The following is a 24523-nucleotide window of genomic DNA, read 5'->3' as shown; positions in this document are numbered from 1 at the left end:
GAAAGTGGACAACGCACGCCCGGCGAAGGGCGTGCGTGCAGTCGGATCATGCCGGCGTGGTGTGCGCCAGGCAGTGTTCGATCATGTGCAGCAGCTCCTCGCGGAACGCCTCCATCAATGACTCGACCGTCGTCGCGCGGTAACGCCGGGTACTGTAGAAGCACAGCAACGACATTTGCCCGTCGTATACCTGGCCGGTCACCTCCAGCCAGTTGCTCATCGGTGCCCGCGGCGCGAACTGGGCACCGGAGCTCTCGCTGGCCGGCGACAACAGCCCGTCCTCCTCGAAGGTCTGGTCGAACTGCCCCATGTAGTTGAAGGTCACCCGCGCCTCAGGCAGGCCAGCGAAGCGCTCGGCGATCTCCGGCGCCGCCATGTGCCGCAGGATGCCGTAGCCCAGGCCCTTGTTCGGAACCTGCGCCAGCTGCTGGCGAACCGCCTTGATCGAGCTGCCGAAGTCCGCGCCCAGCCCCGGCTGCAGACGCAGCGGGTACATGCTGGTGAACCAGCCCAGGGTGCGGCTCAGGTCCAGCGCCTCGAACAGGTCCTCGCGGCCGTGGCCTTCGAACTGCAGCAGCACCGACTCGGCCTCGCTCCAGCGACACAGCACGCGGCTCAGCGCCGTGAGCAGGATGTCGTTGATCTGGGTCTGGTACACCGCCGGCACTTCCTTGAGCAGCCGCGCCGTCTCGCGCTCGCTGAGCTTGATCTGGGCACTGGCCTCGAACTGCATCTCGTTGCGCCCACGCGGGTTGTCGCAGGGCAGATCGGTGCCGGGCTGGTCGAGCTGCGCGAGCCAGTAGTCGAGCTCGTTGGCCGCCAGGTTGGGCGCTTCGCCTTGCAACGCCTCGGCCCAGGAACGGAAGCTGCTGGTGCGGATCGGCAGCGTCGCTTCGCGCCCTTCGGCATAGGCCGCATAGGCCTGCTGCAGATCCTGCAGGAGGATGCGCCAGGACACCCCGTCGATCACCAGGTGGTGAATGGCGATCATCAGGCGGCTCTCGCCGTCGGCCATCTGCGCGTGCACCACGCGAATCACCGGCCCGTCGATCAGGTCCAGGCTGCGCTGCGCCGCGTTGACCAGCTCGTTGAGCGCCTGGGCATCGGCCACATCGCGGTGCCAGATCCATTCACAGCTGCCGGCCAGGGTGTCGTAGTACTGGTACCAGCGACCGTTTTCCTGGCGGAAGCGCAAACGCAGGCTGTCATGGTGGCGAACCACCTGCAGCAAGGCCTTCTCCAGCGCCACGCCATCGAGCGGCTGGCTGGCGCGCAGCATCAGCGACTGGTTGAAGTGATGCGGCGCCTCCATCTGCTGGTCGAAGAACCATTGCTGGATCGGTATCAGGTTGAACAACCCCTCCCCGGCCAGCTGCGTGAGGTCCTGCTGCGGACCACGGCGCTGGGCCGCGCCCTGGTCGAACAGCGCCTCGATGCTCTGGTGGCGCATCAGGTCGCGCAGCTTCAGGTCCATTTCCAGGGTCGGGTGGTTACGCACCCGGGAAATCACCTGCAGGCTCAGGATCGAGTCGCCGCCCAGCTCGAAGAAGTTGTCGGTGATACCCACCTGCTCCACCTGCAGCACGTCCTCCCAGATCTGTGCCAGCCACTGCTCGCGCGGGTTGCGCGGCGCCACGTAGCGGGCCGCCTCGAACTGTGGCTCGGGCAGGCCACGGCGGTCGATCTTGCCGTTGGGCGTCAGCGGGAAGCGCGCCAGGCAGACGATCTGCGCCGGCACCATGTACTCCGGCAGCACCTGGCGCAGGGCCGCCTTCAGTTCGTTGCCCAGCCCTTCGCCGGCGCCGCTCACCACGTAGCCGATCAGTTGCTTGCCCGAGGGGCTCTCACGGGCGATGACCAACGCATCGTCCACCTGCGCCTGCTGGCGCAGCCGGGCCTCGATCTCGCCCAGTTCGATACGGAAACCGCGGATCTTGACCTGGTGATCGATGCGGCCAACGTAGTCGATGATCCCGTCGGCGCGCAGGCGCACCAGGTCGCCGGTGCGGTACAAGCGGTCGCCGTCGGCGCTGAACGGGTTGGGCACGAAACGCTCGGCACTGGCGTCCGGGCGGCGGTGGTAGCCGCGCGCCACGCCATAGCCGCCGATGTAGAGCTCCCCGGCAAAGCCGGCCGGCAACGGCCGCAGGTCATCGTCGAGCACGTACAGCGCGCGCGGGCCGACCGCGCGGCCGATCGGCGCATAGGCCGCCGCGCAGCGCTCTGTGCTGTCGGCCTTCCACAGCATTGGCGTGACCACGGTTTCGGTGGGGCCATAGCCGTTGGTGAAGTAGCGGGGCTTGAGCGCGGCCTTGACCTGTTCGTAGGTCTGCTCGGGCACCGCGTCACCACCGAAGCAGTAGATGCGCACCGGCGGCGCCGGCTCGGCGCTGGCCTGGACGAACTCGGCCAGTTGCTTGAGGTAGGCCGGCGGGAAGCAGGCGATGGTGATGCCATGGCGATGCAGCGCCGCGCAGGTCTGTTCCGGCGTCCACAGTTCATTGTCGCGCAGCACCAGGGTACCGCCGGCCAGCAGCGTGCTCAGCCAGCGCTCATGGGCGCCGTCGAAGGCGAACGACATGAAGTGCAGTTCGCGGCTATGGGCATCCATTTCATACAGCTCGACGATGGCCTGGCAATGCGCGCTGATCGGCCCATGGGCCACGGCCACGCCTTTCGGGCGTCCAGTGGAGCCGGAGGTGTAGATCAGGTACGCCAGCGAGTGCTCGCGGATCCCGCTCGACGGTGCCTGCGTCGGATAGGCGTGGGTGTCGCAGCGATCGACCTCGAGCACCGCCAGGGTCGCCGGCAGGTCGAAGCGCGCGCGCAGGGCCTGCTCGGTCAGCAGCAGGCTCATGCCCGAATCCTCGATCATGTAGGCCAGGCGCTCCGGCGGATAGTCGATATCCAGCGGAACATAGGCCGCGCCGCTCTTGAACACCGCCAGTAGCGCCACCAGCAGTTCCGGCGAACGCTGCATGGCCACGCCGACCACCCGCTCCGGCCCCGCGCCCTGGGCTTGCAGGGCATGGGCCAGGCGATTGGCCCGCTGCTCGAGGGTGGCGTAGTCCAGGCTGGCCTCGCCGCACTGCACGGCGATGGCCTGGGGTTGCCGCTCGGCATGGCGGGCAATCAGCTGGGGCAGGTCCAGGGCCTGGTGGCTCGCCTGCGGCGCCGCGCTCCAGCCCTGCAGCGCCTGCTGCTGGTCCGCTGTCAACCGCGGCAGGTTGCCCAGCGCCAGCCCCGCCGGTGCTTCGAGCAGGGCGTCCAGGGTCTGCTCCATGCATGCGCGGATGCCTTCCACCGCCTCGGCGGCGAAGCTGCTGCGCAGGTACATGTACTCGATGGTCAGGCGGTCGCTGAGGCTGACGGCCAGGTCCATCGGGAAGTTGGTCAGGCCCTGGCTGGCACTGGCGCCGAAACTCAGGCCGGTGTCGATTTCCTCGTTCAGGCGCTCGTCGATCGGGTAGTTCTCGAACACGATGATGCTGTCGAACAAGCCCTGGGCACCCAGCCCGGCCCAGCGCTGCACGTCCGCCAGCGGTGCCTGGGAGTAGTCGCGGATGTCCAGGTTGTAGCTCTGCAGCGCATGCAGCCACTGCTCCAGGGGCTGCGTCGGCTCCAGGGTCTGGATCACCGGCAAGGTGTTGATGAACAGCCCGAGCATGCTGTCGGCGCCCGGCAGGCTTTCCGGACGCCCGGCCACGGTGGCGCCGAAGGCCAGGGTGGTCTGCCCGGTATAGCGCTGCAACACCAGTAGCCAGGCAGCCTGCACCAGGGTGTTGAGGGTGATGCGCAGATCACGGCAACGTTGCTGCAACTGGGCGGTGCGCGCCGGGTCCCAGTGCGAGTACAGCGCCTGGTGCCCAGGCAGTGCCGCTTCGTGGCGCGGGTGCACCGCCTGGCTGAGCAGGGTCGGCTCCTCCAGCGGGCGCAGGCGCTCGCGCCAGAATTGTTCCAGGGCGTCCCGGTCCTGGTTCACCAGCCAGGCGATGAAGTCGCGATAATGCCCCACCTGCTCCGGCAGCGCCTGCCCGGCATAGTGCTGCAGGACCTCGGCGAACAGCCGCGAGCTGCTCCAGCCATCCATGAGGATGTGATGGCTGGTCCAGATCATCTGGTGCCGCGCCTCGCTCAGGCGTACCAGCAGCACCCGGTGCAGCGGCGCGCTGGACAGCTCGAAGCCGCGCTCGCGCTCCTCGCGCGCCAGCTCGGCAAGGCGTTGCTCGTCCGCCGCCGCATCGCGCCAGTCGAGTTCGCGCAGGTCCAGCTCGACATGCCGGTGCACCACCTGCAAGGGCGTGCTCAGCCCGGCCTGCCAGTGGAAGCTGCTGCGTTGCACGGCATGCCGCTCGGTGACGAACATCCAGGCCTCGCGCAAGCGCTGCACATCGAGGCCATCGATGCTCATGCTCGACTGGTTGATGTACAACTCACCGTCATCGTCGCTGACGCTGTGGAACAGCATGCCCTCCTGCATCGGCGACAGCGGGTAGATGTCCTCGATATCCACCGCGGCCACCGGCAACTGGTCCAGGTCGCGCTGGGTCAGGGCCGCCAGCGGGAAGTCCGATGGCGTCACGCCCTGGTTGTGCGGGTCGAGGCAATGCTCCACCAGCCCTTGCAACTGAGCCTGGTAGCGCGCGGCGAGACGTTGCAGATCCTCGGCCTGGTAACGCCCTTCGAGGGTCCAGTGCAGGTGCAAGCGGTCGCCCTGCTGGGTGACGTGCAAATGCAGCCCCGCCGGTGCGCTGACCAGTCCTTGGCCCAGCACTGGCCAGGCGTTGGTTTGCGCCGCTGGCCCGGCCGCGTAGCTGAAGGCGATTGCCGGCAACGGCTGCGCGCCGACTTGCCCGCCACGTACAGACTCCTTGACGGCCTTGATGGCGCTGGCCAGGTCGCTTGCCGCCGGCAGGTGCAGGACCTGGCGGCTGGCGAACGGCCCGACGCTGCGCGCCAGGTCACAGCCTGCCGCGACGCGGCGACCGGTCTGGGCGGCCAGCGCAATCGTCGACTGCTCGCTGTCGGCGCCCAGGCACAGGACCAGGGCGGTCAGCAGCAGCTCGCCGACATCGCTGCGGTAGGCGGCCGAGGCCAGGTTCAGCAACGGCTGGCCCAGGTTGGCCGGCAGGCGCTCGTCGAGGCTGAAGGCCCCCGGCTGCGCCGCCGTTTCCCGCAGCGCCGTCAAGGCCGGCGCCTCAGGCACCTGGACATGCCCCGACGCCCCCCGCTGCGCCAGCCAATGGCGCAGCGAATGCGTCTTGGCCGGCAGCGCGCGCTGTTCGCAGAGCGCCTGCAGGTCTTGTCCGAGCAGCGCCCACGAATGGCTGTCGAGCACTTCGCCAGCACCGACCAGCAACAGAGGGCGCCGGCCTTCGATCTCGCGGCCCAAGGCGGCGCGCAGCAGGATACCCGCCGCTGGCGCCAGGCCTTGGGCCAGTACCTGGCGCTGCGCGGCATGCGGCTCGTCATCGATCAGCAGCGGCTGCGCCTGCCAGGCGGCCTGCAGGGCCTCCAGCGGCAAGTACTCGCTGCCCTCGACGGCAAGGCGCACGCGCAAGCTGTCGTGATGGCCGACCAGCGCCACCAGCGCTTGCTCGAGCTGCCCCCGATCCAGCGCCGCCGGCACGCTCAAGTGCATCCACTGCGCGCCGCCAGCGGCCACCGCCGGCAAGGCTGGCAACGCACCACTGAGCGCCCCCTGCTGCTGCGCGGCGTCGTCATGGCTGGCCACCGCCGCCAGCGCGGCGATGGTCTGTTGCTCGAACAGCTGTTTCGGGGTGAACACGATACCGGCGCGGCGCGCCCGGCTCACCACCTGGATCGACACGATCGAATCACCGCCCAACTCGAAGAAGTTGTCGCTGATGCCAATGCGTTCAAGTTGCAGCACGTCCTGCCAGATCGTCGCCAAGGTGGCCTGCAGCGCATTGCGCGGCGCCTCGTAGGCCTGCTGCAGTTCGCTGGCGTCAACCTCCGGCAGCGCCTTGCGATCCAGCTTGCCGTTGGGGCTCAGCGGCAGGCGCGGCAGTGCCACCAGGTAGGCGGGCACCATGTAGTCGGGCAGCAGCGCCTTGAGGTGCTCGCGCACCGACTCGCGCACCACCGCCGTATCCGCCTCCTGCGCCTGACCACGCACCACGTAGTAGCCAACCAGTTGCTGGCCGCTGGCGGCCTTGCGCGCCACCACCACCGCTTCGTGCACCTGCGGGTGCTCGACCAGGCGCGCCTCGATCTCGCCCAGCTCGATGCGGAAGCCGCGGATCTTCACCTGGTGGTCGACACGGCCGATGTAGTCGATCAGCCCGTCCTCGCGATAGCGAACCAGGTCGCCGGTGCGGTACAGGCGACCACCATCGGCGGCGAACGGGTCGGGCAGGAAACGCTCGGCGGTCAGCCCTGGGCGGCCGAAATAGCCGCGAGCCAGCAGCTCGCCACCGATCATCAGCTCGCCGACCACCCCCACCGCGGCAGGTTGGCCGTGATCGTCCAGCAGGTACAGGCTGCGTCCCGGCAGGGCCCGGCCAATGGACAGGGTCAACGGCAACGGTTCGCGGCCGTTGACGTAATCGCTGCAATCGAGGGTGCTCACCGTCACCGTGGCCTCGGTCGGGCCATAGGTGTTGAGCAGGCGCACATGGCCCAGGCCCGCGGCCTGCCAGGCGGCCAGCCCTTCGACCGGCATCGCCTCGCCACCGCTGTGCACCTGGCGCAGGCGACCATAGGCGCGTGGCGCCTGGGCGGCGAAGTCCTTGGCCAGCATGTTCCAGTAGGCGGTGGTCAGGTCGACCACGCTGATGTCCTTGTCGATCAGTTCGCGGTAGAACGTCTCGCTGTCCCAGATTTCGTTGCCGCGCAGGACCACGCTGGCCCCGCAGATCAACGGCGGATACAGCTGCTCGACGAAACCGTCGAAGTTGAAGGTGGAGAACTGCAGTCCACGGTCCTCGGCGCTCAGGCCGAAGAAACCGACGGAGACAAAGGCATGCCGGGTCAGCGCGCGCTGGCTGATGCCAACGCCCTTGGGCCGGCCCGTGGAGCCGGAGGTGAACATGACGTACGCCAGGTGTTCGCCATGCACCCGGTTGACCAGGTTGTCGGTGGCGTACTGCGCCCAGTGCTGCGGCTGGTCCAGCAGCAGGCGCGGCAGGCTGTCGGGTACCGCCAGCCGGCCGACCACTGCTTCATGGCCGAGCAACAAGGCGATGCGGCTGTCCTCGATCATGCACAGCAGGCGGTCCTGCGGGTAGCTAGGGTCGAGCGGCACATAGCCGCCACCGGCCTTGAGCACCGCCAGCAGGCCAACGATCATCTCCAGGCCACGGTCGGCGGCGATGCCCACCAGCACATCTGGCCCCACGCCCTGCTCGACCAGCTTGCGCGCCAGTTGGTTGGCCTGTTCGTTCAGTGCCCGATAGCTCAGCTGACGGTCTTCGAACAGCAGTGCCGGGGCCTCGGGCGTGCGGGCCGCCTGGGCCTCGAACAGCACGTGCACCGGCTCATCGCTCGGGCAATCGAACGCTGCCGTGCTCCAGTCGTGCACCAGGCGCCGGGACTCTTCGGCGTCCAGCCAGGCCAGCTCGCTCAGCGGCGCGCTGGCATCGTCCTGCATCGCCTCCAGCAGGTTGACCAGGCGGTTGGCCAACTGCGTGGCCATCGCCGCGCTGAAGGCCGCGTGGGCATAGCTGAAGTGCAGGTGCAGACTGGCCCCGAGGGTGACCGACAGGGTCAGCGGGTAGTTGGTCTGCTCATGGTTGTCGATCCCCGAGAAGCTCAAGCCCGCCGGTGCCTCCTGCTCCAGCGCCTCGGCGACCGGATAGTTCTCGAACACCATGAGGGTATCGAACAGCGATTCGGCGCCATGGCCGGACCAGCGCTGAACCTCGAACAGCGGCGTGTGCTCGAACTCGCGCAGCGCCAGGTTCTGCGCCTGGACCTGCTGCAGCCACTGGCCGACGCGCTGCTCAGGCAGGGGCGCGGCCACCACCGGCAGCGTGTTGATGAACAAGCCGACCTGCTGCTCGGCACCACGAACCTCGGCGGAGCGCCCGGCCACCGTGGCACCGAAGGCCACCGCATCCTGTCCGGTCTGGCGCTGCAACAGCAGCAGCCAGGCCGCCTGGACCACGGTGTTGACGGTGACTTTCTGCTGCCGTGCGAAACCTGCGAGGGTTGCCGTCTGCTGCGCGTCAAGCAGGCGAACGAGCTCGCCATGCCCCTGGTTCGGGGCATCCTTGGCACGCAGGTTGGCCATGGCCTGCACCAGGCGCGTCGGCTCCTCGAGCAGCGCCAGCTGGCCACGCCAGAAGCCCTCGGCCTTGGCCGCGTCCTGACGTTGCAGCCAGGCGATGTAGTCGCGGTAGCGGCCGACCCTGGCCGGCAGCGTGTTGCCGTTATAGCGCTGCAGCACTTCGGCCATCAGCTGCGAATGACTCCAGCCATCCATGAGGATGTGATGGTGGGTCTGGATCAGTTGGTAACGAGCGTCGTCCAACTGCACCAGCAGCACCCGCAGCAGTGGCGCGGCACTGAGTTCGAAGCCGCGTGCCAGCTCTTCGCGCGCCAAGGCTTCGAGCGCCGCCTGCTGGTCGTCGCGGCCACGCCAGTCCAGGCACTGGAACGGCAGCGCCAGTTGCTTGTGCACCACCTGCACCGGCTCGTCCAGCCCTTCCCAGACGAAGCTGCTGCGCAGTACTTCGTGCTCGTCGAGCGTGGCCTGCCAGGCGTCACGGAAGCGTTGCGGGTCGAGCCCTTCTACGGCCAGGCTCATCTGGTTGAGGTAGTCGCCACCCTCGGCCTCGTACAGGGTATGGAACAGCATGCCGCGCTGCATGGGCGCCAGCGCATAGATGTCCTCGATGTGCGCCGCCGCGATCGGTAGTTCGTCGAGTTGCGCCTGGGTCAGCCGCGCCAGCGGGAAGTCACTAGGGGTCACGCCGCCATGCTGCGGCGCCAGGCAGTGGGCGACCAGCGCCTGCAACTGCGCGCCATAGGCGTCGGCCAGCGCCTGCACGGTGGCGTCATCGAACTGCTCGGCGCTGAAGGTCCAGGCCATGCTGAAGACGCCGTCGAACACCTGGCCGTTCAGGGTCAGGTTGTTGCCCAGCGGCGCTTCGAGGTCCTGCTCGTCGCCCTTGGCGCCCGCGCACAGCGTCAGCAGGGCCGGCTGGCCCTCATCGCCGCCGGCATCGAACTGGCCGAGATAGTTGAAGGTGATACCCGCCTCAGGCAGCGCCTCCAGCACCGCACGGCTGGCAGGGTCACCGAGATGGCGCAGCGCCGAGTAGCCCAGCCCCTTGTCGGGAATGGCACGCAACTGCTCCTTGACCTGCTTGATGGTCGCGCCGATCTCGGCGTGGGCATCCAGCCGTGCCGGATACAGGCTGGTGAACCAGCCGACGCTGCGCACCAGGTCGATGTCGTCGAACAACGCCTCGCGACCGTGGCCCTCCAGTTGCACCAGCACCGCGCTGTTGCCGGTCCAGCCGGCGATCACCCGCGCCAAGGCACTGAGCAACAGATCGTTGACCTGGGTACGGTAGGCCGCTGGTGCCTGCTGCAACAGCTGGCGGGTGACGACCGGGTCCAGGTGGGTATGCACGGTCCGTGCATGGCGACGGGCCAGGCTGCCGGCTCGGTCCAGCGGCAGCGCCGTGGCCAGGCCTTGCAACTGGGCTTGCCAGAACTGCAGTTCGGCCTGCCGGCGTTCGTCGCGGGCATAGCCTTGCAGGCGCTCGGCCCACTGGCGCACCGAGCTGGTCTTGGCCGGCAGCACGGCTGCCTGGCCGTCGGCCAGTGCCTGGTAGGCGCGCTGCAGGTCCTCGAGGAGGATACGCCAGGACACACCATCGACCGCCAGGTGATGGATCACCAGCAGCAGTCGTTGCTCACCCTCGGCACAATCGACCAGCACGCCGCGCACCAGGCTGCCCTGGCCCAGGTCGAGGCTGCGCTGGGCTTGGTCGCCGATGGCCTGCAACGCGTGCTCGTCATTGGCCGTGGCACGCCCCAACAGTGGCTCGCGCTGCCACAGCGCCTGCACGGCGTCCAGGTCGAGGAAGCGCGCCTGCCAGCCTTCGGCCTGCTCGACGAAGCTCAGGCGCAAGGCATCGTGGTGGCGCACCAGGGCCTGCAACGCCTGCTCCAGCAACTCAGCCTGCAACGTCTCGCCGGCCTTGAGCAGGATCGACTGGTTCCAGTGGTGACGCGCGGGAATGTCGGTTGCGAAGAACACCTGCTGGAACGGCAGCAGTGGCGTCTCGCCCTGCAGGGGACTCTGGTCGATCACCAGTGCCGCCTCGCCGACCCGGGCGACCCCGGCCAGTTGCTGCACGGTCTGTTGTTCGAACAGATCCTTGGGCGTGAAGCGGATACCGGCCTGGCGTGCCCGGCTGACCACCTGGATCGAAACGATCGAATCGCCACCCAGCTCGAAGAAGTTGTCGTGCAGGCCCACCTGCTCGACCTTGAGCACCTCCTGCCAGATCTGCGCGATGCGCTGTTCCAGCTCGCTGCGCGGTGCCACATAGGCCTGCTGGTGCTGGCTCACATCCGGCGCCGGCAGCGCCTTGCGCTCCAGCTTGCCGTTGGGGCTCACCGGCAACGCCGGCAGGTAGATGAAGTGCGTCGGCACCATGTAGTCCGGCAGCTGCGCCTTGAGCACTTCGCGCAGGGCCGCGCTGTCCTCGTCGCCGGCCACCAGGTAGGCCACCAGTTGCAGGCTGCCGTTCACCGGCACCGCCAGCACCGCCGCTTCGCGCACGATGGCCTGTTCCAGCAGGCGCGCCTCGATCTCGCCCAGCTCGATACGCAGGCCACGGATCTTCACTTGATGGTCGATCCGACCCCGGTATTCGATCACCCCGTCCGCGCGCTGGCTGGCCAGGTCGCCGGTGCGGTACAGCCGCGCACCGTCGCCGAACGGGCTGGTGACGAAGCGCTCGGCAGTCAAGCTCGGGCGACGGTGGTAGCCACGGGCCAGGCCTTCGCCGCCCAGGTACAGCTCGCCCACCACGCCCACCGGCACCGGCTCCAGGTTGCCGTCCAGCACGTAGGTCGCCAGGTTGGCGATCGGCTGGCCGATCGGCACCGTGTCGCGGCCTTCCTCGCGGCAGGTCCAGTGGGTCACGTCGATGGCCGCCTCGGTCGGGCCGTACAGGTTGTACAGGCCGGCGTTCGGCAGCTTGGCGAACACGCCCTGCTGGGCATCCACCTGCAAGGCTTCGCCACTGCAGACGATGCGCTTGAGGCTGGTGCAGCTGGCCACCTGCTCATCCTGCAGGAACACCTGCAGCATCGATGGCACGAAGTGCAGCGTGCTGACCTGGTGCTGGTTGATCAGCTCCACCAGGCGCGACGGGTCGCGGTGGTCGCCCGGGCCGGCCACAGCCAGGCGCGCGCCGGTCATCAGCGGCCAGAAGAACTCCCACACCGACACATCGAAGCTGAACGGGGTTTTCTGCAAGACCGTGTCGCTGCCGTCCAGCCCATAAGCCTGCTGCATCCAGCACAGGCGGTTGACCAGGGCCGAGTGGCGGTTGCCCGCCCCTTTCGGCTTGCCGGTCGAGCCCGAGGTGTAGATCACGTAGGCCAGGTTTTCCGGGCTCACGGCCACGTCTGGACGGCTGTCGTCATGGTCGTCCAGGGCCAGCGTATCCAGGTGCAGCACCGTCAGGCCCTCTGGCAACGGCAGTTGCAGATGGCTCTGGGTCAGCAGCAACTGGATGCCGCTGTCCTCGAACATGTAGCTCAGGCGCTCCGCTGGATACTCAGGGTCAAGCGGCACGTAGGCGCCACCGGCCTTGAGAATGGCCAGCAGGCCGACCACCATTTCGACGCTGCGCTCGGCGGCGATACCGACCAGCACGTCCGGGCCAACGCCTTGCGCCATCAGGTGCCGGGCCAGCTGGTTGGCACGCGCATCCAGCTGGGCATAGCTCAGGTGGGTATCGCCGAACACCAGGGCCTCGGCCTGTGGCGTGCGATCCACCTGGGCTTCGATCAGCTGCTGGATCGAACGGTCCAGCGGATACTCGGTGGCAGTGGCGTTCCACTGCTCGACGATCTGTTCGCGTTCCGCGTCATCCAGCAATGCCAACTGGTCGAGCGGCAGCGCCGGGTCGGCGACGACCTGCTCCAGCAGCCGCAACCAGTGCTGGGCCAGGCGCTCGATACTGGCGGCCTCGAACAGGTCCGTGGCATAGCTGAACTGCGCCAGCAGCCCGTCCGGGGTTTCCAGCGTGTCGAGCTTGAGGTCGACCTGAGCGCTCAACCCGCCCACCTCGAGCACTTCCAGCTCCACCTGGCTGGCCAGGGTACCCGGCACCGCAGGCGCCGTCGCCTGGTGATTGAACATCACCTGGAACAACGGGTTGTAGCTCAGGCTGCGCTCCGGGCGCAGGGCATCGACCAATTGCTCGAACGGCAGGTCCTGGTGCGCCTGGGCCTCCAGCGACACCCGTCGCACCTGTTGCAGCAGGTCACTGAAGCCCTGCCCTTGGACGAACTCGGCCTTGAGCACCTGGGTATTGACGAAGAAGCCGATCAGCCCTTCGGTCTCCAGGCGATTGCGGTTGGCGATCGGCACGCCGACACGGATATCGGCCTGACCGCTGTAGCGGTGCAACAGCCCCTGGAACGAGGCCAGCAGCAACATGAACAGGGTCGCGCCCTGCTCGCGCGCCTGCGCCTTGAGCTGTTCCAGCAAGGTCCCGGGCACTGGCAGGGCGAGACGAGCACCCCGGTAGCTTTGCTGGGCCGGGCGCGAATGATCCATCGGCAGTTCCAGCACCGGCTGCTCGGCGCCCAGCTGGGCACGCCAGTAGGCCAGTTGGCGCTCGCGTTCGCCGGCCTCCATCCACTGCCGCTGCCACAGCGCATAGTCGGCATACTGGATCGGCAACGCCGGCAACTGCGCGGCACCGCCATCGCTGAACGCCGCGTACAGGCGGGTCAGTTCGCCCACCATCACCTGCATCGACCAACCGTCCGAGACGATGTGGTGCTGGGTCAGTACCAACAGATGATCATCGGCCCCCAGGCGCACCAGGCGCACCCGCAGCAACGGGCCTTGCTGCAGGTCGAACGGGCGCAGCACCTCGGCCGCGACGCACGCCTCGATCTGCTCGGCCTGGGCCTGGGCATCCCCCTCCAGCCGCAACCGCTCGCGCGCGATCGGCAGCGCTGCCGCCGCGTCGATCACTTGCTGCGCCTGCCCCTGGACTTCGACGAAGCGGGTGCGCAGCGGCTCGTGGCGCGCCACCAGGGCATCGAAGCTACGCTGCAGCGCCTGCTCGTCGAGCGCGCCACGCAGGCGCAGGGCCAAAGGAATGTGATAGGCGCTGCCCTGCGGCTGCAATTGCCAGAGGAACCACTGCCGCTCCTGGGCATAGGACAACGGCAGGCGCTGCTCGCGCGGCTGTGCCAACAGCGCCGGCTCGCGGCGTGTCAGGTCATCGCCCAGGGCCTGGCAGAACGCCGCCAGGGTGGCATGTTCGAACAGGCTGCGCAGGTTCACTTCGCGTTGCAGCCCTTGGCGCACCCGCGAGACCACCTGGGTGGCCAGCAGCGAATGACCGCCAAGGCCGAAGAAGTTGTCGTCCAGGCCCACCCGCTCGACCTTGAGCACCTCCTGCCAGATCTGCGCGACGCGCTGTTCCAGCACGCTGCGCGGCGCGACATAGTCCTGTTGGTTGTGGCTCAGGTCCGGCGCTGGCAAGGCGCGACGATCGAGCTTGCCGTTGCCGGTCAGGGGCAGGCTGTCGAGGAACAGCATATGGGCCGGCACCATGTAGTCCGGCAGGTGCTCGCGCAGGCTGGCCTTGAGCTGCTCGCGCAACGCCGCGGCCTGCGCCGGGGCCGTCGGCTCGGCGGGCACCACGTAGGCCACCAGTTGCTGCGCGGCGCCGCTGCCATGGGGCAGCACCACCGCCATGCTCACTTGCGGGCACGCCAGCAACTGGGCCTCGATCTCGCCCAGCTCGATGCGGAAGCCGCGAATCTTCACTTGGTGGTCGATACGTCCGACGTACTCGACCACGCCATCGGCGCGCAGCCGCGCCAGGTCACCGGTGCGGTACAGGCGCTCGCCCGCCTCGCCGAACGGGTCCGGCACGAAGCGCGTGGCGCTCAGGTCGCCACGCTTGAGGTAGCCGCGGGCAAGGCCGGCGCGGCCGATGTACAGCTCACCCACGCAGCCCTTGGGCACCGGGTTCAACGCCGGGTCCAGCAGATACCAGCTCAGGTCCGGGATCGGCTCGCCGATCGGGCTGCTGGCCACCTGCTCGAGGTCGGCCAGGGTCAATGGCCGGTAGGTCACATGCACGGTGGTCTCGGTGATCCCGTACATGTTGATCAGGCGCGGCGCCTGGTCGCCGAAACGCTCGAACCACGGGCGCAGGCTCTTCACATCCAGTGCCTCGCCACCGAACACCACATGGCGCAGGGCTTGGGCGCGGCGCTCGCTGGCCAGTGCCACCTGCATCAGCGACTTGAATGCCGACGGGGTCTGGTTGAGCACCGTCACCCCTTCATCGCAGAGCAAGGCATGGAAGTCTTCCGGCGAGCGGCTGGTGTAGTGCGGCACCACCACCAGCCTGCCGCCGTATAGCAGCGCGCCGAAGATTTCCCAGACCGAGAAGTCGAAGGCGAACGAGTGGAACAGGGTCCAGACGTCCGAGGCATCGAAACCGAACCAGTGCTCGGTGGCCTCGAACAGGCGCAAGACGTTGCGGTGGGCCAGCAAGGTGCCCTTGGGCTTGCCGGTGGAACCGGAGGTGTAGATCACGTAGGCCAGGTTGTCCGGCGACATCGCCACCTGCGGATCGCGGGGGTTGTCGGCCAGCGTCAGCTGGTCGAGCAGCAGCGCCTCGACATGCGTCGGCACCGGCAACTGCGCCAGCAACGCCGAGTCGGTCAGCAGCAGCTGCAAGCCGCTGTTCTCGATCATGTAGGCCAGGCGATCCTGCGGGTAGCTCGGGTCCAGCGGTACATAGGCGCCACCGGCCTTGAGGATCGCCAGCAGGCCGACCAACAGGTCAAGACCGCGCTCCATGGCCAGGCCCACCAGCACATCCGGGCCGACGCCACGGGCAATCAGGCCATGGGCCAGGGTGTTGGCCCGCTGGTTGAGCGCGGCATAGCTCAAGGTCTGCCCTTCAAAGCTCAGCGCGATGGCCTGCGGGGTGCGCGCGGCCTGGGCCTCGATCAGCCCGTGCAGCGTGGTGGTCACCGGGAACTCGCGCGGCGCCGGGTTCATCTGCGCCACCAGGGCCTGCTGCTCGGCGGCATCGTACAACGGCAACTGCGCCACCTGCCGCTCGGGGTCGGCGACGATGGCTTGCAGCAGGTTGCACCAGTGCCGGCCAAGGCGCTCGACCGTGGCCTGGTCGAACAGGTCGCTGGCATAGCTCAGGCGCGCCGTGAGCCCGTCCTCGTGCTCGAAGGTGTCCAGGGTCAGGTCGAACTTGGCGGTCTGGCTATCCCAGTCCAGCAGCTCCACGGCCAGCCCGGTGCGCCCTGTCTCCCGCGCCTGTTGGGCGCCACTGCCGCTCTGGTGGTTGAACATCACCTGGAACAACGGGGTATGGCTGAGGCTGCGCTCGGGCTGCAGGGCCTCGACCAGTTGCTCGAACGGCAGGTCCTGGTGGGCCTGGGCATCCAGCGCGGCCTGACGCACCTGCTGCAGCACCTCGCTGAAGCGGCTGCTGGCATCGAACTCGGCCTTCATGACCTGGGTGTTGACGAAGAAGCCGATCAGACCTTCGGTTTCGACCCGGTTACGGTTGGCGTTGGCCACCCCGATACGGATGTCGGCCTGCCCCGAGTAGCGATGCAGCAAAGCCTGGAACGAAGCCAGCAGGACCATGAAGCTGGTGCTGGCGCTGCGCTGCGCCAGTTGCCGCACCGCCTGGGCCAACGCGCCCGGCAGCTCGATCTGCACGCGGCCACCGACACCGCTGCGCGCAAGGCTGCGCGGGCGATCCAGCGGCAGCTCCAGCAAGGCCTGGTCGCCCGCCAGTTGCTCGGTCCAGTAGCCAAGCTGACGCTGGCGCTCGCCGGCCTCCATCCAGTGACGCTGCCACACCGCATAGTCGGCGTACTGGATCGGCAGTTCGGCCAGCAGCGGCTGTTCGCCCTGGCTGAACGCCTCGTAGCAGTGCATCAGTTCGCGCACCAGGACCTGCATCGAGCGGCCATCGGAGACGATATGGTGCTGGGTGAGCAGCAGCAGGTGATCCTGCTCGCCCAGCGTCACCAGCCGCACCCGCAGCAGCGGGCCGGCCTGCAGGTCGAACAGGCGCGCGCTCTCGGCCTCGGCGCAGGCGCGCAGTTGGGCGTCCTGGTCGCCCTCGGCCAGGGTCAGCGCCGCGCGTTCGAGCAGCACGCGCCCCTGCGCATCGATCACCTGGACCGGTTGTTCCTGGTCGGCGAGGATGCGCGTGCGCAGGCTGTCGTGCCGCGCCACCAGCACATCGAGACTGTCCTGCAGGGCCTGGGCATCCAGCGCGCCGCGCAGGCGCAGGTTGACCGACATGTGATAGGCAGTGCTCTGCGGGTCGAGCTGCCAGAGGAACCACTGCCGCTCCTGGGCGAACGACAGCGGCAGCACGGCCAGCTCATCGCGAACCTGGGGAATCGGCAGGTTGGCCGGCGACACGCCTTCGGCGAGCATCTTTTCCAGGTAGGCCTGGCGTTTGTCCAGCGGCAGCAGGATGAAGCGCTTGGCGATCCGGGCGGCGACGTTCTGGTCCATCAGATTTCCTCCATTTCGTCGAGCAGGAACTCAAGCTTGTCCAAGGTCGAAGCCTGCACGGCCGCCCCTTGCGCATTCAGTTGTACGGCGAAGGTCGCCAGCGTCGGGTACTGGAACAGCAGTTGGGGAGTCAATGTCATGCCAAGCTCAAGATGGATACGGGACACCAGGTTCACTACCAGCAAGGAGTGCCCACCCAGTTCGAAGAAGTTGTCGTCGCGGCCGATGCGGGCCACGCCCAGCACCTGTGCCCAAAGGTCCGCCAGGTCGCTTTCCAGCGCGCCCTGCGGCGCGACATAGGCGCGTTGCTGTTGCTCGAGCTGCGCTGGCGGCAAGGCCTTGCGGTCGAGCTTGCCGTTGGGCGTCTGCGGCAACGCGTCGAGGAACAGCACCTGGCTGGGCAGCATGTAGCCGGGCAGATGCTCGGCCAGCGCGCCGCGAATACGCTCGCGTAGCGCAGGTTGCTGCTCGGCTGGCGGCACCTCGCCGGTCGCCAGGTAGGCCACCAGTAGCGCGCCGGCCGGACCGTCCAGGGCCAGCACGGCGGCTTCGCGGACCTGTGGCAAGGCCAGCAGGCGCGCTTCGATCTCACCCAGTTCGATGCGGAAGCCGCGAATCTTCACCTGGTGGTCGATACGGCCGATGTACTCCAGCTCGCCGTCGCCACGGCGGCGGATCAGGTCGCCGCTGCGATACATGCGCTCGCCATCGGCCGCGTGGGGGTTGGGCACGAATTTCTCGGCGGTCAACGCGGCGCGCCCCAGGTAACCACGGGTCACCCCGGCGCCACTGAGGTACAGCTCGGCGGCAACGCCCACCGGCACGGCCTGCAGGTCACCGTCGAGCAGGTGCGCGGCGCTGTTGTGCAGCGGCCTGCCGATGCTTGGCCGGCCGCCAGCCGCGCGGCGGGTCCAGGTCGAATAGGTGGTGTCTTCCGAAGGGCCGTAGAGGTCGTATACATGCTCGAGCGCCGGCAGCCCGTAGAGGCTGTCGACCAAGGACTGTTTCAACGGCTCGCCGGCCAGGTTGATGATGCGCACGCTCGCCGGGATGCCATCGCTGCGCAGCAGGGCATTGACCGCCGAAGGCACGCTGTTGATCAGCCGCACCTGCTCGCGGGCCGGCAACTGCGGCAGTTCCAGGGCATTGCGCGCGAGGATCAGCGAGCCGCCACGGGCCAAGGTGACAAACAGCTCCCACACCGACAGGTCGAAGCACACCGAGGTCGAGGCCAGCACCCCTTGCAGGTCGTCGCGGCTGTACACCTCTTCGCTCCAGCGCACCAGCGCCGCCACGTTGCGGTGGGTGATGGCCACGCCCTTGGGCTGGCCGGTGGAGCCGGAGGTGTAGATCACATAAGCCAGGTTGTCGGCATGGAGGTTCAGCCGCGGTGGCTGGTCCGGGTAGTCGTCCAGCACCAGTTCGTCGAGGCACAGGGTAGCCAGGCCGCTCGGCCACATGGCCGCCAGCCGGCGCTGGGTCAGCAGCAGCTGGGCGCCGCTGTCCTGCAGCATGTAGCCGACGCGCTCGGCCGGGTAGTCGGGATCCAGCGGCACATACGCGGCGCCTGCCTTGAGGATCGCCAGCAGGCCGATCACCAGTTCCAGGTTGCGCTCGCAGGCGATGCCCACGCGGCTCTCCGGCCCCACGCCCTGTTCGCGCAGCTTGTGCGCCAGGCGGTTGGCGCGGGCCTCGAGCTCGGCGTAGCTCAGCTGTTGCTCACCCCAGGTCACGGCCAGGGCCTGCGGCGTGCGCGCGACCTGGTCCTGGAACAATTCGCCGATGCTGCTGTGGCGCGGGTAGTCGACGGCGTTGGCGTTCCAGCGCGCCAATTGCGCCTGCTCGGCGTCGTCCAGCCAGGGCAGCTCGCCCAGCGCCCCGTCAGCCTGCTGGGTGAACGCCTGCAACAGGCCACCCAGGTGCCCGGCGAGCTGCTCGATCACGGCCGCGCCGAAGTGCGCCCGGTCATAGCTGAACTGCACGCCCAGCTGGGCACCGGCGGCCACCAGCACGGTCAGCGGATAGCTGGTCTGTTCACGGCTGTGCACATCACCGAAGCTCAGCCCCTCGGGAGACTGCTGCTTGAGGGTATCGGCGACCGGGTAGTTCTCGAACACCAGCAGGCTGTCGAACAGCCCTTCACCACCCTGCCCGGCCCAACGCTGGACATCGGCCAGCGGCGTGTGCTCGAACTCGCGCAAGGCCAGGCCGTGCGCCTGCACTTGCTGCAACCAGCTGGCCACGGTCTGCTCGCCGCGCGGGCTGGCGATTACCGGCAGGGTGTTGATGAACAGGCCGATCTGCTGCTCGATGCCGCGCAACTGTGCCGGACGCCCGGCCACCGTGGCGCCGAAGGCCACCGTGGCCTGGCCGGTATAGCGTTGCAGCAGCAGCAGCCAGGCGGCCTGGACCACGGTGTTGAGGGTGACCTTGTGCTGCCGGGCGAAACCGGCCAGGCGCTCGCTCTGCGCCGGATCCAGGCGCAGGTAATGGTCGCCGTGGCCGGCCTCTGCCGCATGGGAATAGACGCTGGCCAGACGCGTCGGGCTTTGCAGCGCCTGTAGCTGCTCGCGCCAGAAGGCCTCGGTGCGGGCGCCATCCTGCCCCTGCAGCCAGGCGATGTAGTCACGGTAGCGGCCACCGCCGCGGGCGGGTTCCACCCCGTTGTAGCGCTGCAGCACTTCGCCCAGCAGCTGCGAGTTGCTCCAGCCATCCATGAGGATATGGTGCGAGGTGTAGACCAGGTGCCAGGCATCATCGCCGGTGCGCACCAGTTGCAGGCGCAACAGGGGCGCCCGGCCCAGTTCGAAGCCTTTGGCCCGCTCGTCATCGGCCAGGGCCTGCAAGGCCTCGGGCAGGTCGTGACGGCCGCGCCAGTCGTGCAACTGGCAGGGCAGCTCGGCCTTGCGCGCCACCCACTGCAGCGGTTGCTCGAGCCCGGCGCCCCAGTGGAAGCCACTGCGCAGAATGTCATGGGCATCCAGTGCTGCCTGCCATGCCTGACGGAAGCGCTGGGGGTCGAGCCCTTCGACATCCAGTTGCATCTGGTTGATGTACTGCAACGACGCCTGGTCATACAGCGTATGGAACAGCATGCCTTGCTGCATGGCCGACAACGGATAGAGGTCGGCCAGGTTGTCGATGCTCAGTGGCAGCGCATCCAGCTGTTGCTGGCTCACCCGCGCCAGCGGGAAGTCCGAAGGCGTGACGCCGTGGTGGCCTGCGCAGTGGCCCACCAGTTGCTCCAGCTCCTCGCGATAGCCGGCGGCCAGCGCCTCGATGGTCGCCGGCGCGAACATCCGCTCGCTGAACGACCAGGTCAGACTGAGCACGCCGTCATAGACCTGGCCATTGAGCGTCAGCCAGTTGCCCAGCGGCGCGTCGATATGCTGATTGCGCCCGGCTGCCTCGGCCGCCGGGGTGAACAGCGCGTCCTCGGCGCTGAAGCTGCCATCGAATTGCCCCAGGTAGTTGAAGGTGATGCGCGGCACGGGCAGTTGCGCCATGGCCGCGCGCGTCTCGGCGCTGCCCAGGTAGCGCAGCAGGCCGTAGCCGATGCCCTTGTGCGGCAGCGCGCGCAGTTGCTCCTTGATGCCCTTGATCGATGCGCCCAGGTCGGCGGCAGGCGTCAGGCGCACCGGGTACAGGCTGGTGAACCAACCCACGGTGCGGGTCAGGTCGATATCGTCGAACAGCGCCTCGCGACCATGGCCCTCCATCTGCAACAGCAGGTCGGCGTCGCCGGTCCAGCGGCAGACCACCCGCGCCAGGGCCGTCAGCAACAGGTCGTTGACCTGGGTGCGGTAGGCGCCAGGGGCTTCTTGCAACAGGCGTGCGGTGTGGGTCTTGTCCAGCACCGTGCGCACGACGCAGGCGTGGCGCGCGCTGAGGCTGGCCTGCGGATCGAGGCACGGCAGCTGCCGTGGCGCATCGAGCAGTTGTGCGCGCCAGTAGTCCTGTTGCTGGCGCAGTTCGTCGCTGTCGGCGTGCCGGTGCAGCCGCTCGGCCCAAGCCTGGACCGAACTGGTCCGGGCCGGCAACCGCGGCTGCTCGCCGCGCAGCAGGCCGGCATAGAGCGCTTGCAGATCTTCGAAGAGGATGCGCCACGACACGCCGTCCACCGCCAGGTGGTGGATCACCAGCAGCAGTCGCTGCTGGCCATCGGCGGCGGTTACCAACAGCGCGCGCAGCAGTGGACCGTTCTCCAGGTCCAGGCTGCGTTGTGCTTGCTCGGCCAGCGCCTCCAGCTCATCCAGGCTGCCCAGCGCGTGCTGCCAGAGCAGCGCAGGCGCGGGGGCGTCGGCGAAATGCGCCTGCCAGCCGCCCTCGCCCGCCTGGAAGCACAGGCGCAGCGCATCATGATGACGCACCAGCGCCTGCAGCGCGGCGTCCAGCAGCGGCGCATCCAGCGGCTGGGCCGGCTTGAGCAACACCGACTGGTTCCAGTGATGACGCTCCGGGATGTCGGTTTCGAAGAACACCTGCTGGAACGGCAGCAGCAAGGCCTGGCCCTGGGCCGGTTTCTGGTCGATCTGCACAGTCGTGTCGCCGACCTGCGCGACCGCCGCCAGATCCGCCACGGTCTGGTGCTGGAACAGCGCCTTGGGCGTGAAGCGGATACCGGCCTGGCGCGCCCGGCTGACCACCTGGATCGAAACGATCGAATCGCCACCCAGCTCGAAGAAGTTGTCGTGCAGGCCCACCTGCTCGACCTTGAGCACTTCCTGCCAGATCTGCGCGATGCGCTGTTCCAGCTCGCTGCGCGGTGCCACGTAGGCCTGCTGGTGCTGGCTCACATCCGGCGCCGGCAGCGCCTTGCGCTCCAGCTTGCCGTTGGGGCTCACCGGCAACGCCGGCAGGTAGATGAAGTGCGTCGGCACCATGTAGTCCGGCAGCTGCGCCTTGAGCACTTCGCGCAGGGCCGCGCTGTCCTCGTCGCCGGCCACCAGGTAGGCCACCAGTTGCAGGCTGCCGTTCACCGGCACCGCCAGAACCGCCGCTTCGCGCACGATGGCCTGTTCCAGCAGGCGCGCCTCGATCTCGCCCAGCTCGATACGCAGGCCACGGATCTTCACTTGATGGTCGATCCGACCCCGGTATTCGATCACCCCGTCCGCGCGCTGGCTGGCCAGGTCGCCGGTGCGGTACAGCCGCGCACCGTCGCCGAACGGGCTGGTGACGAAGCGCTCGGCAGTCAAGCTCGGGCGACGGTGGTAGCCACGGGCCAGGCCTTCGCCGCCCAGGTACAGCTCGCCCACCACGCCCACCGGCACCGGCTCCAGGTTGCCGTCCAGCACGTAGGTCGCCAGGTTGGCGATCGGCTGGCCGATCGGCACCGTGTCGCGGCCTTCCTCGCGGCAGGTCCAGTGGGTCACGTCGATGGCCGCCTCGGTCGGGCCGTACAGGTTGTACAGGCCGGCGTTCGGCAGCTTGGCGAACACGCCCTGCTGGGCATCCACCTGCAAGGCTTCGCCACTGCAGACGATGCGCTTGAGGCTGGTGCAGCTGGCCACCTGCTCATCCTGCAGGAACACCTGCAGCATCGATGGCACGAAGTGCAGCGTGCTGACCTGGTGCTGGTTGATCAGCTCCACCAGGCGCGACGGGTCGCGGTGGTCGCCCGGGCCGGCCACAGCCAGGCGCGCGCCGGTCATCAGCGGCCAGAAGAACTCCCACACCGACACATCGAAGCTGAACGGGGTTTTCTGCAAGACCGTGTCGCTGCCGTCCAGCCCATAAGCCTGCTGCATCCAGCACAGGCGGTTGACCAGGGCCGAGTGGCGGTTGCCCGCCCCTTTCGGCTTGCCGGTCGAGCCCGAGGTGTAGATCACGTAGGCCAGGTTTTCCGGGCTCACGGCCACGTCTGGACGGCTGTCGTCATGGTCGTCCAGGGCCAGCGTATCCAGGTGCAGCACCGTCAGGCCCTCTGGCAACGGCAGTTGCAGATGGCTCTGGGTCAGCAGCAACTGGATGCCGCTGTCCTCGAACATGTAGCTCAGGCGCTCCGCTGGATACTCAGGGTCAAGCGGCACGTAGGCGCCACCGGCCTTGAGAATGGCCAGCAGGCCGACCACCATTTCGACGCTGCGCTCGGCGGCGATACCGACCAGCACGTCCGGGCCAACGCCTTGCGCCATCAGGTGCCGGGCCAGTTGGTTGGCACGCGCATCCAGCTGGGCATAGCTCAGGCGGGTCCCGCCGAACACCAGGGCTTCGGCCTGTGGCGTGCGATCCACCTGGGCTTCGATCAGCTGCTGGATCGAACGGTCCAGCGGATACTCGGTGGCAGTGGCGTTCCACTGCCCGACTATTTGCTCGCGTGCCGCATCATCCAGCAACGACAGCCCGGCAAGCGGCTGCTCGGGATCCGCCAGAATGGCATCCAGCAGGCGCTGCCAGGCAGCGGCGAATCGCTCGACAGTCGCCCGTTCGAACAGATCGGTGGCGTAGACCATGCTCGCTGCCAGGCCGGCTTCGGATTCGAAGGTGTTCAGCGCCAGGTCGAACTGGGCCGTGTCGTTGTCCCATTCGAGGGTGCGCAATGCCAACGCCCCCAGTTGCAGGTCGGCGCCCGAACGCTGCCCTTCGCTCTGGTGGTTGAACATCACCTGGAACAACGGGTTGTGGCTGAGGGTGCGCTGCGGGCGCAGCGCCTCGACCAATTGCTCGTAGGGCAGATCCTGATGGTCCTGGGCCTGCAATACTCGCTGCCGAACCTGGGCCAGGAACGCCTTGAACGACTGCCCGGGCTCGATATCGGCCTTCATCACCTGGGTGTTGACGAAGAAACCGATCAGGTGTTCGACCTCCACCCGGCCACGGTTGGCCACCGGCACGCCGACGCGGATGTCGTCCTGGCCACTGAGCCGGTGCAACAGCGCCTGGAACGACGCCAGCAACAGCATGAACAGCGTCACGCCCTCGCGCTGCGCCAACGCCTTGAGGCGCTGCGCCCGCTCCGGCGCCAGCTCGATCGCCAGCCGCGCCCCGGCAAAACGCTGCTCCGCCGGTCGCGAATGGTCCAGGGGCAGCTCCAGCAGGGGCTGATCGCCTCCCAGCAATTGCTGCCAGTAGCCCAGCTGCCGCTCGCGCTCGCCCGACTCCATCCACTGACGCTGCCAGGAGGCGTAGTCGGCATACTGCACCGGCAAGGGCGGCAGCGCCGCTGGCCGGCCTTCGCGCAGGCCCTGGTACAACGCCACCAGCTCGCGCACCAGGATCTGCAAGGACCAGCCATCGGAAACACTATGGTGCTGGGTCAGCACCAGCACATGGTCCTGCTCGTCCAGGCGCACCAGCTTGACCCGCAGCAACGGGCCTTCGCGCAGGTCGAACAAACGACGCGCCTCGGCCTCGACCAGACGGCGGATCGCCTGGTCGCTGCTGTCGGTCAGTTGCTCACGCTCCAGGTGCACCGGCCGCGCCGGCTCGATGACCTGCAACGGCTGCTCGCCACTGTCGTCGAAACGGGTGCGCAAGGACTCATGACGCTCGACCAGGGCACTGAAGCTGCGCTCCAGCGCCTCGACATCGAGCTCGCCCTGCAGGCGCAAGGCCATGGGTATGTTGTAGGCACTGCTCTGCGGGTCGAGCTGCCAGAGGAACCATTGCCGCTCCTGGGCATAGGACAGCAGCAACGGCTCGTCGGCATGCCGTTTGAAGATCGGGGCGACGCTGAAGAGATTGATGCCTTTTTGCCTGAGCAGCACCGCCAGCGCCTTGCGTTCCTTTGGCGACAGTTGTCCAACCGCCCCGATCAACTCTTGCACA

Annotated in this window: 2 protein-coding genes; both read right to left on the bottom strand. The window is 68.0% G+C overall.

Going from position 1 to position 24523, the window contains the following annotated elements:
* Positions 1–46 precede the first annotated feature (46 nt).
* Entirely contained in the window at positions 47–16753 is a 16707-nt protein-coding gene (locus ACYUME_RS10865; protein WP_460418848.1) for a non-ribosomal peptide synthase/polyketide synthase, read from the bottom strand.
* Positions 16753–24522, bottom strand: coding sequence for an amino acid adenylation domain-containing protein (locus ACYUME_RS10860; protein WP_460418847.1), 7770 nt, complete (start codon positions 24520–24522; stop codon positions 16753–16755). Before ACYUME_RS10860 ends, ACYUME_RS10865 begins: the two co-directional genes overlap by 1 nt.
* Position 24523 lies beyond the last annotated feature (1 nt).

The sequence above is a fragment of the Pseudomonas sp. microsymbiont 2 genome (assembly GCF_054788395.1).
Note: the sequence above shows the minus strand (reverse complement) of the source record. Positions and strands in the feature narration are given on the sequence as shown.